This window comes from Asticcacaulis sp. SL142, from assembly GCF_026625745.1.
Lineage (GTDB): Bacteria > Pseudomonadota > Alphaproteobacteria > Caulobacterales > Caulobacteraceae > Asticcacaulis.
On the sequence record NZ_CP113061.1, the window covers coordinates 2,029,444 to 2,042,461 of the forward strand.

Annotated in this window: 12 protein-coding genes; 7 read left to right on the forward strand and 5 right to left on the reverse strand. The window is 57.7% G+C overall.

Going from position 1 to position 13,018, the window contains the following annotated elements; all coding sequences use genetic code 11:
* Positions 1 to 158: 158 nt before the first annotated feature.
* Complete coding sequence (locus tag OVA03_RS09200; protein WP_267523900.1) at positions 159 to 1,337, forward strand: efflux RND transporter periplasmic adaptor subunit; 1,179 nt, start codon at positions 159 to 161, stop codon at positions 1,335 to 1,337.
* Positions 1,337 to 4,465: an efflux RND transporter permease subunit gene (locus OVA03_RS09205; RefSeq protein ID WP_267523902.1), complete on the forward strand. Its 3,129-nt coding sequence runs from the start codon at positions 1,337 to 1,339 to the stop codon at positions 4,463 to 4,465. Before OVA03_RS09200 ends, OVA03_RS09205 begins: the two co-directional genes overlap by 1 nt.
* Positions 4,466 to 4,468: 3 nt before the next feature.
* On the opposite strand, the gene OVA03_RS09210 is transcribed toward OVA03_RS09205, so the two are convergent.
* The 5 genes from OVA03_RS09210 to OVA03_RS09230 all read right to left on the reverse strand — a co-directional run bounded on the left by OVA03_RS09210 (position 4,469) and on the right by OVA03_RS09230 (position 9,682).
* Positions 4,469 to 5,359, reverse strand: coding sequence for a peptidylprolyl isomerase (locus tag OVA03_RS09210; RefSeq protein WP_267523903.1), 891 nt, complete (start codon positions 5,357 to 5,359; stop codon positions 4,469 to 4,471).
* Between the two features lie 65 nt (positions 5,360 to 5,424).
* Positions 5,425 to 6,066, reverse strand: coding sequence for a hypothetical protein (locus tag OVA03_RS09215; protein WP_267523905.1), 642 nt, complete (start codon positions 6,064 to 6,066; stop codon positions 5,425 to 5,427).
* A 76-nt stretch (positions 6,067 to 6,142) separates the two neighbouring features.
* The gene (locus OVA03_RS09220; protein ID WP_267523907.1) at positions 6,143 to 6,649 is read right to left on the reverse strand and encodes an AAA family ATPase; all 507 of its coding nucleotides are present in this window, start codon (positions 6,647 to 6,649) and stop codon (positions 6,143 to 6,145) included.
* Between the two features lie 199 nt (positions 6,650 to 6,848).
* Positions 6,849 to 7,547 (reverse strand): DsbA family oxidoreductase, encoded by a 699-nt coding sequence (locus OVA03_RS09225; protein ID WP_267523909.1) that lies wholly within the window; start codon positions 7,545 to 7,547, stop codon positions 6,849 to 6,851.
* 80 nt (positions 7,548 to 7,627) lie between these two features.
* Complete coding sequence (locus tag OVA03_RS09230) at positions 7,628 to 9,682, reverse strand: glycoside hydrolase family 2 protein (protein WP_267523911.1); 2,055 nt, start codon at positions 9,680 to 9,682, stop codon at positions 7,628 to 7,630.
* 142 nt (positions 9,683 to 9,824) lie between these two features.
* On the opposite strand from OVA03_RS09230, the gene OVA03_RS09235 reads away from it, so the two are divergent.
* From OVA03_RS09235 to OVA03_RS09255, 5 genes are all read left to right on the forward strand, one after another.
* Positions 9,825 to 10,553: a polysaccharide deacetylase family protein gene (locus OVA03_RS09235; protein ID WP_267523913.1), complete on the forward strand. Its 729-nt coding sequence runs from the start codon at positions 9,825 to 9,827 to the stop codon at positions 10,551 to 10,553.
* A 192-nt stretch (positions 10,554 to 10,745) separates the two neighbouring features.
* A complete protein-coding gene (locus OVA03_RS09240) occupies positions 10,746 to 11,132 on the forward strand; it encodes a MerC domain-containing protein (protein WP_267523915.1) in 387 nt (128 codons plus the stop codon).
* Positions 11,133 to 11,180: 48 nt separating this feature from the next.
* On the forward strand, positions 11,181 to 11,492 hold the full coding sequence (locus OVA03_RS09245) for a Dabb family protein (protein WP_267523916.1): 312 nt from the start codon (positions 11,181 to 11,183) through the stop codon (positions 11,490 to 11,492).
* A 54-nt stretch (positions 11,493 to 11,546) separates the two neighbouring features.
* Positions 11,547 to 12,398, forward strand: a complete 852-nt coding sequence (locus tag OVA03_RS09250) for an alpha/beta hydrolase (RefSeq protein WP_267523918.1) — start codon at positions 11,547 to 11,549, stop codon at positions 12,396 to 12,398.
* 88 nt (positions 12,399 to 12,486) lie between these two features.
* Positions 12,487 to 13,008, forward strand: a complete 522-nt coding sequence (locus OVA03_RS09255) for a YcxB family protein (protein WP_267523920.1) — start codon at positions 12,487 to 12,489, stop codon at positions 13,006 to 13,008.
* Positions 13,009 to 13,018 lie beyond the last annotated feature (10 nt).

Below are 13,018 nucleotides of genomic sequence, written 5' to 3' on the forward strand. Positions count from 1 at the left end.
TGCTACTAAATGTCCTGTTGCTCTTTTTCATCGGTGAATTTTATTTTTTGCGAAGGATTTTCAGACGTGCCACGTTAAAGGCTTGGTAGCGAAATTGTCAGACCTTCGGTTGCGATTTCACCTGCCCTTGCGTTCAGCCTGATTTTCAAGAGACCCTTATGATCAAACCCGTCCCTTTGGCCATTGCTGCCGGTGTCGTTGTTGTCGCGGCCGCGGCCTTCTTTTTGTGGCCCAAGGGGGAGAGTGATGACAAGGGCAAGGGCCGCCCGCCGGTGCCGGTCGTGACGGTTCGAGCGGAAACCCGCACCATTGCCCATGACCTTAAGGTGGTCGGTTCGGTGACCTCGCTCAATTCTGTGACCCTGCGCCCGCAGGTCGACGGCGTGCTCACTCAGGTGCTGTTTGATGAAGGCGCGTTTGTTCAAAAAGGCCAACTTCTTGCGGTGATCGATGACCGCAGCCTCAAGGCCGCCCTGCAAAGCGCCCAGGCCCAACTGGCGACCAATCGCTCCCGTCTGCTGGTGGCGGAAACCGACCTTAAGCGCTATCAGTCTCTGGCTGAAATCAACGCCATCCCGCAACAGACCCTTGATCAGCAAAAGGCGGCGGTCGAGCAGGCCAAGGCCGCCGTCCAGATGGATGAGGCCGCCGTTGAAAACGCCCGGGTGCAGCTGTCATTTACCCGCATCACCTCACCGGTATCGGGCCGCATCGGTATCCGCCGCGTTGATCCGGGCAATCTGGTCAGTGCTTCTTCGACGGAAGGGCTGGCGACCGTCACCCAGATTAACCCGATTTCGGTCGTCTTTTCCGTGCCGCAGACGGTGCAGGGCGATCTGATTGAGGGCATGAAGCGTTCCGGTGGCATCACCGTTAAGGCTGTGGACCGCGAAAAAGGTGAGGTTCTGGCGACGGGCCGGATCAGCGCGCTCGATAATGTGGTGCAGGCCGGGACCGGCACGGTGCAGATCCGCGCCATCTTTGATAATGCCGGTGAAACCCTGTGGCCGGGCCAGTTTGTCATTGCCGATATTTCCCTGAACGAAAGCACCAATGCCCTGACCCTGCCGACGGTAGCTGTGCGTCCGGGCCTCGAAGGGCCGTTTGTCATTAAAATCGTGGCCGATAAGGCTCAGATCGTGCCGGTCGAAACCGCCTATCAGAACGATGACTATGTTGTGGTCAGCAAAGGTGTTGCGGCGGGCGACGAGATTGTCACCGACGGCCATTCGCGCCTGCAACCGGATGCCGCGGTCAAACGCGTCAAGCCCGGTGGCGAAGATATCGCCGGGGCTGCCAAACCAGCGGCCAAGGCTCCCGCACAAGGGGCCAAATAATGGATCATCCGCAGCCGAAAGAAAAAACGCCGGGTCAAGGCAGCTATTCCAGCTTTTCGTCGTGGTTCATCAACCGTCCGGTGGCGACGGCCCTTCTGACTCTGGCCATTGTGCTTTTGGGGGTGTTTGCCTTCCCGCGTCTGCCGGTCGCACCCTTGCCGCAAGCCGATTTCCCGACCATCAGCATCAATGCGGGCCTGCCCGGTGCGTCACCTGACACTATGGCATCCGCGATCGCCACACCGCTGGAGACCGCCTTTACCGCCATTCCCGGCATCACGGAAATGACCTCGTCCAACTCGATCGGGTCAACCAATATCACCCTCCAGTTCGAGCTGAACAAGGATATCGATAGCGCCGCGCAGGAAGTGCAGGCGGCGATCAATTCGGTGTCCGGGCGTCTGCCCGACGACATGCCGAACCTGCCGACCTGGCGTAAGCTCAACCCCGCAGACTCGCCGGTGCTGATCCTGACGATCAATGATCCGTACATGGATCTGACCCAGCTTTCGGACATGGCCGATGTCAATCTGGCCCGTCAGATCAATCAGTTGCCGGGCGTGGGCGAAGTGCGCATTTTCGGTGCCCAGAAACCGGCCATCCGCATCGCCGCCCAGCCTGACCGGCTGGCCTCTTACGGTTTGACAATGCAGGATCTGCGCACCTCCCTGCAGGAAGCCTCGGTCAACCGCGCCAAGGGCACCGTGCCGGGGCGCAATACCCTGTCGACCTTTGCGACCAACGACCAGATCTTTTCCGCTGAGGACTATCAGAACGTCATCATCGCCTATCGCGACCAAACGCCGGTCTATATGCGTGATGTGGCGACCGTGACTTTGGGGCCTGAAAATCTCTATTCCGCCGCTTTCCCCAACGGTCAGCGCGGCTTGGGCATCGCCATTACCCGTCAGCCCGGTGAAAACGTCGTCAAGATCGCCGATACCGTCCGCGCCTCTCTGCCGAACCTGACCAAGGCCCTGCCCGCCACCACCAAGGTCGAAGTGCTCAACGACCGTACCCGCACTATCCGCGCCTCTTTGCACGAAGTTGAGCTTACGCTGGTTATTACCCTGATCCTCGTCGTGCTGGTTATGGGGCTGTTCCTGCGTCAGGTCTCGGCGACGCTGATTGTGGCGGCGGTGCTGGGTTCATCGCTGGTCGCGACCTTTGCGGCCATGTATGTGCTGGGTTTCAGTTTGAATAACCTGACCCTTGTGTCGCTGGTCATCGCCGTTGGCTTTGTGGTCGATGACGCCATCGTGGTGGTCGAAAACATCCACCGCCATATGGAACTGGGCGAAGATTCCAAAACCGCGGCCCTGAAAGGGGCGGGCGAGATTGGCTTTACGGTCTTGTCGATCACCTTTTCGCTGATTGCCGCCTTTATTCCGCTGCTGTTCATGGACGGCATTGTCGGACGGCTGTTTTTTGAATTTGCGGTGACCATCACGGTGTCCCTGCTGATTTCGGTGGTCATGTCCCTGACGCTGGCCCCCATGCTGGCCGCGCGCTTCATGAAAGCCCCGAAACACCACGACACTTCAAAGGATTTCTCGACCCGCCTGCAAAATCTCTATGACCGCAGTTTGCAGGTCGTGCTGCGCCATCAGGGCCTGACCCTGGTCACCTTCTTCATCACCGTCGCCATAGCCGTTGCGGGCTATGTATGGATACCCAAGGGCTTTTTCCCGCTACAGGACACGGCCTTTGTGCAGGGCTCCACTCAGGCCGCGGATGACATTTCCTACGAAGACATGCTGGTTAAGCAAAAACTGCTTCAGGATATTATCGCCAAGGATCCGGCGGTTTCCGGCTTTAACAACATCATCGGCGGCGGCGGCGGTGGCGGCTGGTCGAACGGGCGCTTCTTTATCGTGCTCAAGGACCGCGATCAACGCGATGTGTCGTCCGAAGAGTTCATCGACCGCATCCGTCCGCAGGCGGCGAAAATTCCCGGCATAACCCTGTCGCTGCGCTCGGCTCAGGATATCAACCTGTCGGCGGGCGGCGGATCGGCGCAATATGTCTATGTGCTTAAGGGGCAGGACTACAACGAACTGGCCCAGTGGTCGGATCGTATGACGGACGCCATGAGCAACAGTCCGGGCTTTCGCGACGTGCGCCACAACCTGCAACTGGGGGCGCGGATGCAGAACCTGACCATCGACCGGGTGGCCGCAGCGCGATATGGTTTCAACGTCGATGATATCGATCAGGCCCTGTACGATGCCTATGCCCAGCGTCAGGTCAACGAATTCCAGACTCAGGTCAATCAGTATAAGATCATTCTGGGCATTGATGATGAACTGGCCAAGCGCGTCGACAGCATGGATTACTTCTATCTGCGCTCACCCCTGACGCAGGAAATGGTGCCGTTATCGGCGGTGACGACCCGCGAAGCCCCGACCTCCGGGCCGGTGTCGATTAACCGCTACGGTCAGTTCCCGGCGGTGACCATCTCCTTCAACCTGCCCAAAGGGGTGGCGCTGGGGGATGCGATCGCCGACATTGAGCGCCTGCGCGGTGAAATCAATATGCCCGACACCATCACCGGTGAACCGCAAGGGGCGGCCCTGATCTTTCAGGACTCGCTCAAGAGCCAACCATTGCTCATTCTGGCGGCGGTGCTGGCGGTCTACATCATTTTGGGCGTGCTGTATGAAAGCTTCTCGACGCCGCTGACTATTCTGTCGACCCTGCCGTCGGCGGGCATAGGCGCGGTGCTGTTCCTGTGGCTGTTCCAGCTTGATTTCTCAATCATGGCCCTGATCGGGGTGATCCTGCTGATCGGGATCGTCAAAAAGAACGGCATCCTGATGGTCGATTTCGCCCTCGATGCCCAGAGAAACGGCGGCATGTCCGCCGATGAGGCCATCTACAAAGCCGCCATCACGCGTTTTCGTCCCATCATGATGACCACGATTGCGGCCATGTTGGCGGCCATTCCCCTGATGATCGGCCACGGCACGGGCGCGGAACTGCGCCAGCCCTTAGGCGTTGCCGTCGTCGGCGGCCTTCTGGTGTCGCAGATACTGACGCTGTTTTCGACGCCGGTCATCTATCTGGCGCTGGAGCGTCTGTTCCATGGCCGCAAAAAGCCGGCTCCGATAACCCAGCCGGCGGAATAGGCCTTACGGAACCTTGCGGATCGGGGCGGTAGCGTTGCAGATGTCTATCGCCCCGGCCGATTTCACAAAGAATGTGCCTGAGCGATTGGCGCGCGCCTTAACCCAGTCGGCGAAGGTCGCACTGTCGGTATCCATGACCTGAAACCTTGGGCGCTCGGCTTCGGGCAGGTCGCTGACCAGAGATACAGACGTAAACTGGCCCTCTTCGGGTGGGGTTTTATAAAAGCCCAACTCTTCGCTGCCGCGCGGGCGGGCACTGAGGTTTTCCATCCCCGCGATCACCCGGCCGACCAGCGTCACATTGCGGTCAAGCGCGCGCGGGGCCTGACCGATGACCGCATAAAGCTGGCTGCCTGAACCGGTATCGGGGGCCACATCGCGCGCCACACCGATCATGCCGTAGCAATGGGTCAGCCACTGGCTTTGGCCATCCGTCGCCACCGGCCAGGACGCGACATGACCGACCTCGGCGGCGAAGCTATCCTTATAGGTCAGAGGCTTGAAATTTTTTGACGGAGCGTGTTCATATTCGGCAGGCGGGGTCTTGATCACGCCGGCGGGCAGCGGCGCTTCTTCGGCATCGGGATAGCCCCACTGGGTGACATAGTTATCCTGCACGCGGATCAGGGCGGCGCTATTCAACCAGCCGGTTTTCACCAGAGTCTTGATGTTGGCCACATGAACCGGCGCGAACTCCGGTGCCAGTTGCAGAACCGATGACGTGCCGTCTTTAAAACGGATTACGACCATGTCGCTGGCCGGGATGTCCTTCCACGCGGTCGGCGGAGCGGCATCGACGATTTCCTGCGGCGACAGCGCGGGTTTTTCGGCAGCGGTCAGGGCTACCAGCGCCACACCCAATCCGGCAAGTTTGATGACCTTGGTAAGTGTCATGACAGCATCCCTTATGTCTGAAGGCATGAGACTACCGCCTGCCACGGCCATCGCAAGCGAAATGATTAGCGCTTGGCTTTAGCTTTGGACTTAGGTGCAGATTTAGCGGCGGCCTTTTCCGGAACGAACCAAAGTGGTGCGGCAGGCGGGGCGCAGTTTTTGGTGATGCCGACCCCTTTAAGATAGGCGCGGCGCACACGCCCGGCTTCAATCGCCGTGTCGATCTCGTTCTGGTATTTATCCGCGCCCGACACCTTACGCACGATGCCGCGGAAGGGCACAAGGCTGCCGCTGGCGTCACGTACCGCCCCGACCGTGGCATGTCCGGCCAGATGCTTGGCCTTATCCGTCAGGCTGCGTCCATCCGTCAGAGCGGGAGCGTCAAAATCAATGCCCAGAACATCGCTCAACTGGCTGATCTCGGCCTCTAAAGCCTGACATGTGTCCATGCCGGTCAGGTCATAGGCATTGGCCGAGGCTTTGAGCAGAATCTCCGGTATCTCCAGCTTACGCAGGTTCAGATCGGTCATGGGCGTCATGACTGCCGATTGCAGATTGTCGCCTTTGACATCGCTCATCCACTGCGAGGACTGGGTGCCGTCCTGAGCCTTGGCCTCCTCTGCAGGCTTAGTCTCCGACGCGGTTTGAGCCCACCCCGGAGAGGCCGTCATCAGACCCAGAATTATCGCAATGCCGTGAAGCTTCATGGACATCATCCCCCTTAGTGGTAAAACGCCGGAACGATACATACCCGGCCCTGCGTCGTCCACTGAATTGACACCTTCACGCCAACGCCATCAGTTCATGCCGGATCACCTCAAAGCCTTCATCGGCGTGAGGGGGTTCAAAAAAGCCGCTGACGATGCCGAAATCGCGGCTGGTGGCGGCGAAGTTGTGCGCGCCGCTGAGGTTACGGGCTTTCAGGCGCTGGCGGCAGACCTCATCAGGCGTGTCGAGAAAATGCAGTTCGTGACCGGCATTGGCATTGACGCAAAGCTGGCGCATCCAGCGGCGCTGAGTGCGGGTATTGGCCGGAAAATCGAGCACAACCGACAGCCCCGCCCGCAGCATATCCTCGACATGGGGGCCGACCACGTCACGCAGCTTGGCCGAATAGAACACATAGTCATCAAGGCTTGAGATCTGGCTCTTATAGAGCCGCGCCAGCCAGGCGTCTTCGCTGATCGCCACCGTATGAAGCCGGGTGGCAAGCTTCGTCGACAGGGTCGATTTACCGGCGGCGATCTTGCCGCACAGCATGTAAAGTTTCGGCTGGGAATTTAGCGACATGGTGGCTCCTTTAAGTAGATTGGTACTCAGGAAGCCCGGCATAAAAAAACCCGCCTCCTGGGCGGGTTGGCGACGGTTCTGACCTCAGACGCGCGCTATCCCACCACCGGTTCGGTGATGATAATAATCGCGGCGGCTACGATGAAAGCGGTCTTGGTCATGGCTATCTGATTACAGGCTGTAAGCTGACTTGTCCAGACTATATCGCACAACCGTCCGGCCCGCAGGCTTCGCCCTCCGCGGTCTGAGGCGCGATGTCTTTCCATGCGGAATTCAGCGCCTGCGTAAAAGCTTCCGGCGGTTGCGCCCCGGACAGAGCATAACGGTTATTGAGCACAAAGAATGGCACGCCCTGCGCCCCTTTGGATGTAATAAACTCCTGTTCCTCGCGCACCGTATCGGCATAGCGGTCGGTTTTCAGAAAGGCGGTCACGGCCTCCGCCTCAAGCCCGACCCCTGCGGCCAGAGTCACCAGCACCGCATCGTCAAACAGCGACTGTTCTTCTGTAAAATTGGCGCGGTAAAGCCGCTCAATCATCTCGGCCGCCAGACCGTGATCTTCGGCCAGTTTGATCAGGCGGTGAGCCTTGAGCGTATCGCCGTTGAGGGTACTTTCCAGATGATAATCAAGGCCAACGCTGGCCGCCATCTGAACCACCCGCGCCTGATTTTGAGCGACCTGCTCCGGGGTCATGCGGTATTTCAGTTGCAGCATGTCTTTGACCGGCGTCACCGGCTGATCGGGCGACAAGCGAAAGGCATGATAATGGACCTCAACCTGATCGCGGCCCGCGAAATCTTTCAGAGCGATCTCGAACTGGCGCTTACCGATCCAGCAGAACGGACAGATGATATCCGACCAGATATCGATGCGCAGGGTTTGAGGTTTATCGGTCATGGATGAGCCTTTCGTTTCCGCACATATGGGCGCGGACTTCTCCCGCGCAAGCAGGCACTTTAAAGTAACCCGCTTACGGTTTAGGGCCGGTCGGCCCGTACCAGCGACGGCACCGGCACCGATAACCGCCACACGACCTTATCGGAGGTCCTGGGGCTTTCAGCCGTGACTTCGTTAATGCCTTCCTTAAGGATGACGGATTTGAAAATCACGATCCCACCCACCGGCTTTTGGGTGCCGATGACCGCGCCGTTGAGTTTCAGGGTCACACTTGGCTGATTGCTATAGACCTTAACATCGGTCGAGGCGATTTTGCGATCCGTATAGCGGCGTGAGGTAATATAGACCAGCGGGGCCTGCGACCACTGGGCTTTATAGAAGTAAAACCCATCCTTCTTGATCCGGCGATCATAGGTGATCAGGCCCTTATCGTTGATGCCCGCCTGCTCGCCTTCGTTGCGGCCATCGGAGGCGGCATCAAAGCCCTGCCAGACGAACTTGCCCCAAATGAACGGCCGACGCGACAATTCGGCCCAGTTCGCTTCGTGGTACAGGGTCTGATACTGCTCAGGGTGCCAGCCGGAGCTGGGGTCCGTCCGCCCTGCCGGATACTGCTGATGCGAAGCACTGCCGCCCGCGCCATATTCGGTAACCGCGAACGGCTTTTCCGGAAAAGCCTTGTGGAACCCATCGGCCCAGGTGCCCATTTTCGCAAAGTCATCAGCATACCAGCCGAAATAGCGGTTAAAGCCGATCAACTGGCTTTGCATCGCCTTGGGGTCATTATCGGCCTGACAGCAGTGGGCATAGATCGTCGGGCGGCTGTCGTCTTCTTCGATGGCGACATTATTCAGCTCCATCAGGATGTTGGCCACATGGGATTCGGTCGCATAGACCTCATTGCCAATCCCCCAGGCGATGACGCTGGGATGGTTGATATTCTGGCGAATCAACTCACGCACCTGCTGAGCGGCATTGGCGCGGAAGGCTTGGGTGTCGGCCACCAAGCTGTTGATCGGAACCTCGGTCAGGATCAAAATCCCGCGCCGGTCGGCCTCCTCATAGGCGCGTTGAGCGTGGGGATAATGAACCAGCCGCACCCCGGTCACGCCCAGTTCATCCAGCATATCAAAGTCTTCGGAAATGTCGGTGTTGCTCATGGCAGCCCCGACACCGGCGCGGCTGGCGTGAAGATTAACACCATGCACCGCATAGGGCTGACCGTTGAGCAGCAGGCCGCGGTTGGCGTCAAATTCAACCGTGCGCACCCCGAACGGAGTCACGACCCGATCGAGCAGGCCGCGATCTTCGGACACTTCGGTGACGACATTATAGAGGTGCGGATCGACGCGGCCATTCCACAGTCTGGGCCTGACGATGATGCCTGCCTGGGTTAGTTGCAGGGCCTGTCCTGCCCGCAGGCGCGCACCTTTGGATAGCGCCAGCACCTCACGGCCTTCGCTGAAGACGCGGGTGCGGATGGTCAGATTGGCCGTGCCTTTGCGGCTGTTGCGTAAGCTTGTGACGATGTTCAATTCCGCTTCACGCCGCGTATTGAGCGTGGCGGTCACCGCCACCCCCGGCGATCCATGATCAAGCAGGTCAAATCCGGCATCGCTTGTTTGTATCAGTGACACGCCGCGATAGAGCCCACCGAAGATAGTGAAATCCCCGCCCAGCGGCGCGATGTGCGGCCAGGCGGCATTATCGACCCGCACCGCAATCAGGTTAGAGCCCGCCTTAACCGCCGGCGTGATATCAAACCGGAAGGTCGAATAGCCGCCATCATGACGGCCGATGCGCACGCCATTGACCCATACTTCGGTGACCAGTGCCGCCCCATCAAATTGCAGATAGAGCCGGTCGCGCGCGGTCAGGGCTTTGAGATCAAGCGCTCTGCGATACCACCCGGGCCCGCGGTAATAACTGCCGCCATCGGCGCCATCACCGGCATTGAAAGTGTTTGGCAAGGTGACCTTAAGCCATGTTTTATCGTCAAACCCGGCAGCTGACGCGGCGGGAATGTCCTCGCGCTTGAACAGCCAGCCCGCATTGAGCGAAGACGTCTGACGCGCCTCAGCGGCAGGCACCATGATAGTCAAAACGGCCATCAGGGCCAGCAGGATCGCGCGCATTCCGTTCCCTCACATCTATAGTACGGTTGTAAAGGGCAGGGCTTCCAAGTCAACCGACCCAAATTTTTCACAGCTCCCTCTGGTCGTTAGGGGCCTTTGCGGGCATAAAGATGACCACATAAAAATAAAACGGGGAAGTCTAATGAAATGCTCGGTTTTAGCGCTCAGCGCTGTGCTGATGGCCAGCGCGAGCCACGCCTATGCCTGCGGGACTGATGCGATGGGCACCGCCCGCACGCTTAACATCTCAGGCTATAAAGGGCAGGCCTATGGCACCGCCCAGCATGGCCCTTTAGCCCTGGCGAAAGATGAAGCCGTTATTACCTTTGACGACGGCCCGCGCCCGGAAACGACGCCGCGCGTGCTGGCGGCGTTAAAAGACCAGTGCGTCAAGGCGACATTTTTCATGCAGGGCAATAATCTGACCGCCTATCCCGATCTGGCCCGGCAGGTGGTCGCAGACGGCCACAGCGTCGGTTTGCACAGCTATAAGCACGACGCCATGAATCAATTACCGCCCGCTGATCAGATCAAGGACTTTGATGCCACCCGCGATGCAGCGGCCAAGGTTCTGGGGGCTAAGGCCGCGCCATTTTACCGGTTTCCATACCTGGGGGAGACGCCGGATCTGATGAACGCGCTCAAGGTCAGCGGCTACACGGTCTTTTCGATCGATGCCGCCGCCGATGACTGGCTCCCCGATGAGACGCCCCAAACGGTCACTGACCGGCTGATGAAAAATCTGGAGGGCAAGGGCGGCATTATTTTGCTGCACGATGCACAAGAGGTTACCGCTCAGGCCATGCCGCTGATCCTGAAAACCCTGAAAGACAAGGGCTATAAGGTGGTTCATATCGAACCGGCTCGGTAATCGCACAGCTTGCTTTTAGGTCTGGACATCAAGAAAATGTTATAATATAACACAAACAAAGGACGCCCGCGCCCTTGAAAAAAGTTATGCTATAACATATGTGCATCGGTACGGAGCGCATCCCAAAAAGTGTACTGCGGTTTTTGGACAAAGATGCGCGCCAGAAAAACAAGTCAAGGAAACACCTCCCTCATGGGTCAGAGCCATTTTCACAAACCGACGACGCAGATGCTGGACGCCGCTTCCATCGGCCTGTCGGGCCTGTGTCTGGCGCACTGCCTGATCCTGCCGGTTCTGGCGGCGGGCCTGCCGGTGTTTGGTCAGTTCAGCGAAAGCGAGCTGATCCATCAGGTACTGGTGCTGATTGCGGCCCCGTTAAGCGTCTGGGCTTTCTGGCGCTCCGGCGGCTGGCGCGATTACCGCATCTCCGGCTTTGGCGGACTGGGCATTTTCCTGCTGGGGATCGCGGCCTTTTATCCGCCGCTCCTGCCTTATGAAGCGCCACTGAGCATAGTGGGTGCGCTCATGCTTGCCGCCGCACACCTGATCAACGCCACCCGTAAAAAGGCTTTGCTTTAGGGGATAGGCCTCTTGTTTTCAGGCGCTCAAGATTCTATGACCTCAGCCATGATCAGACATATAGTCATGTTTAGCTGTAAGGACGGGATCGACCGTCTGACGGTCCAAAAGGGTTTGAGTATCCTCACCCAGATTCCTCATGCTTCTAAGCTTGAGATCGCCCTCAATGAAAAGGTCGATCAGTTGGGGAATGTCGTCGATGTGGTGGTTTACGGCGAATTTGCCGATCAGGCCGCGCTTGATGCCTACAAAGCCGATCCGCTCTATCAGCAATCGATCGATATCGTCCGCCCGATCCGCGAAATGCGCGTCGCCGCCGACTACGACACTACCCACGCTGCTACCGAAACCCTTGCTTAAGGTCTGTTTATAGATTTAGGCTGCCCCAAAACTATAATTCGGGGAGCTTAATTCATGTTCAGAACCGCCATCGCGTTCGCCCTGTGGGCGGGCCTTGCCTTAAGCGCGCAGGCCCAAACCGTCACCCATCTATGGTCAAACGGCGCGCCGGGATTTGAAGCCCTGAAAGACGAGCCCGAAAAAGCCGCCGACTGGTGGGTGCGCGGCGTCCATAATCCTTCGGTCACAGTCTATGCCCCCGATCCGGCCCACCATAGCCGCACCGCCATCATTGTCGTCCCCGGCGGCGGCCATGAAAATCTGGTGTTCAATTCCGAAGGGATTAAGCCCGCCAAATATCTGCAAGGGCTGGGCGTCACCGCCTTTGCGTTGAAATACCGGCTGGGGCGCGAAGACAACGGCAAAGCTGACTACGACATAGAGGCCCATGGGGCGGCGGATCTGAGGCGCGTCATCCGCTATGTCCGCGCCCATGCCACGGACTACGGCATTGATCCCAACCGCATCGGGGTAATGGGCTTTTCCGCCGGGGGCGAACTGGTCCACATGGTCAGTTTTTCAGGCTTTTACGGCAATCTTAAAGCCGCCGATCCGGTGGAGCGGATCAGCGCCCGGCCCGATTTCATTATCGAAATCTATTCCGGTCCGCTGGGGTTGCCCACAAAGCTTGATACCGCCCCGCCGCCCGCGTTTCTTCTGACTGCCTATGATGACAAAGGCCCGGTTAAAACCTTCAACACCCTGCTTGATCTTTATTCACCCTACGATGTGCCGGTTGAGCTGCATTATTTCGCCCGCGGCAGCCATGCCTTTAATATGGGTGACCGGTCATCGCTTAAATCCGTCCATGACTGGCCCGCGCGGTTGCGCGACTGGTTAAGCGATAGTGGTTATATTAAACCGTAGCTTTTAGGCGCTACAGTCTTACATAACTACCAAACGAGCCCTTGCCTTTTCCAAGAGGCACAACCATAAAAAGGGTATGAGCCAGAGCATGTCCCTTCCCCCTTACAAAATTACCTTCCAGGAATATGCGCATTTCCAGTTGGTATTTGTCTTACGTTATTACAGGAAGTGGACGTCATGGCTTATTTTTTTGCCGCTACCGCTGGGAGTGGCTGCCATCAGCTATTCAGTAGCTAGCGATCTGAATTTCGGAATACGTTTGGTTTTAAGTTTTTTAGTATTTATCTTAGTTTTGATAGCCGCTGCCTTTATAACTCAAGTCTTATGTATGGCCTCGGGTTTGTTGACGTTCAAAACAACACACTTTGCCAAAGGAGCAATGCATGTAAGCCTGACAGATGATCAGTTGATTTCATCCCTGATGGATCAGGAAGTTCGTTACAAATGGAGCAGCTTGCATAATGTTACTGAATCTAAAAAGGTGATCTTTGTATTCCCAGATCGATACTCATCCATACTGATCCCAAAGCGAATTTTCACATCACCTGCGGAAGCCAATACATTCCTTGATGATATTCGCGAGCGCTGGCAGAAATCAAAAGCAAAATGAATTGGCTTCG

Excerpts from the sequence above, each read along its gene's own strand:
- OVA03_RS09200 (WP_267523900.1), top strand. The coding sequence starts at position 159 with ATGATCAAACCCGTCCCTTTGGCCATTGCTGCCGGTGTCGTTGTTGTC.
- OVA03_RS09205 (WP_267523902.1), top strand. The coding sequence starts at position 1,337 with ATGGATCATCCGCAGCCGAAAGAAAAAACGCCGGGTCAAGGCAGCTAT.
- OVA03_RS09210 (WP_267523903.1), bottom strand. The coding sequence starts at position 5,359 with ATGACACTTACCAAGGTCATCAAACTTGCCGGATTGGGTGTGGCGCTG.
- OVA03_RS09215 (WP_267523905.1), bottom strand. The coding sequence starts at position 6,066 with ATGAAGCTTCACGGCATTGCGATAATTCTGGGTCTGATGACGGCCTCT.
- OVA03_RS09220 (WP_267523907.1), bottom strand. The coding sequence starts at position 6,649 with ATGTCGCTAAATTCCCAGCCGAAACTTTACATGCTGTGCGGCAAGATC.
- OVA03_RS09225 (WP_267523909.1), bottom strand. The coding sequence starts at position 7,547 with ATGACCGATAAACCTCAAACCCTGCGCATCGATATCTGGTCGGATATC.
- OVA03_RS09230 (WP_267523911.1), bottom strand. The coding sequence starts at position 9,682 with ATGCGCGCGATCCTGCTGGCCCTGATGGCCGTTTTGACTATCATGGTG.
- OVA03_RS09235 (WP_267523913.1), top strand. The coding sequence starts at position 9,825 with ATGAAATGCTCGGTTTTAGCGCTCAGCGCTGTGCTGATGGCCAGCGCG.
- OVA03_RS09240 (WP_267523915.1), top strand. The coding sequence starts at position 10,746 with ATGGGTCAGAGCCATTTTCACAAACCGACGACGCAGATGCTGGACGCC.
- OVA03_RS09245 (WP_267523916.1), top strand. The coding sequence starts at position 11,181 with ATGATCAGACATATAGTCATGTTTAGCTGTAAGGACGGGATCGACCGT.
- OVA03_RS09250 (WP_267523918.1), top strand. The coding sequence starts at position 11,547 with ATGTTCAGAACCGCCATCGCGTTCGCCCTGTGGGCGGGCCTTGCCTTA.
- OVA03_RS09255 (WP_267523920.1), top strand. The coding sequence starts at position 12,487 with ATGTCCCTTCCCCCTTACAAAATTACCTTCCAGGAATATGCGCATTTC.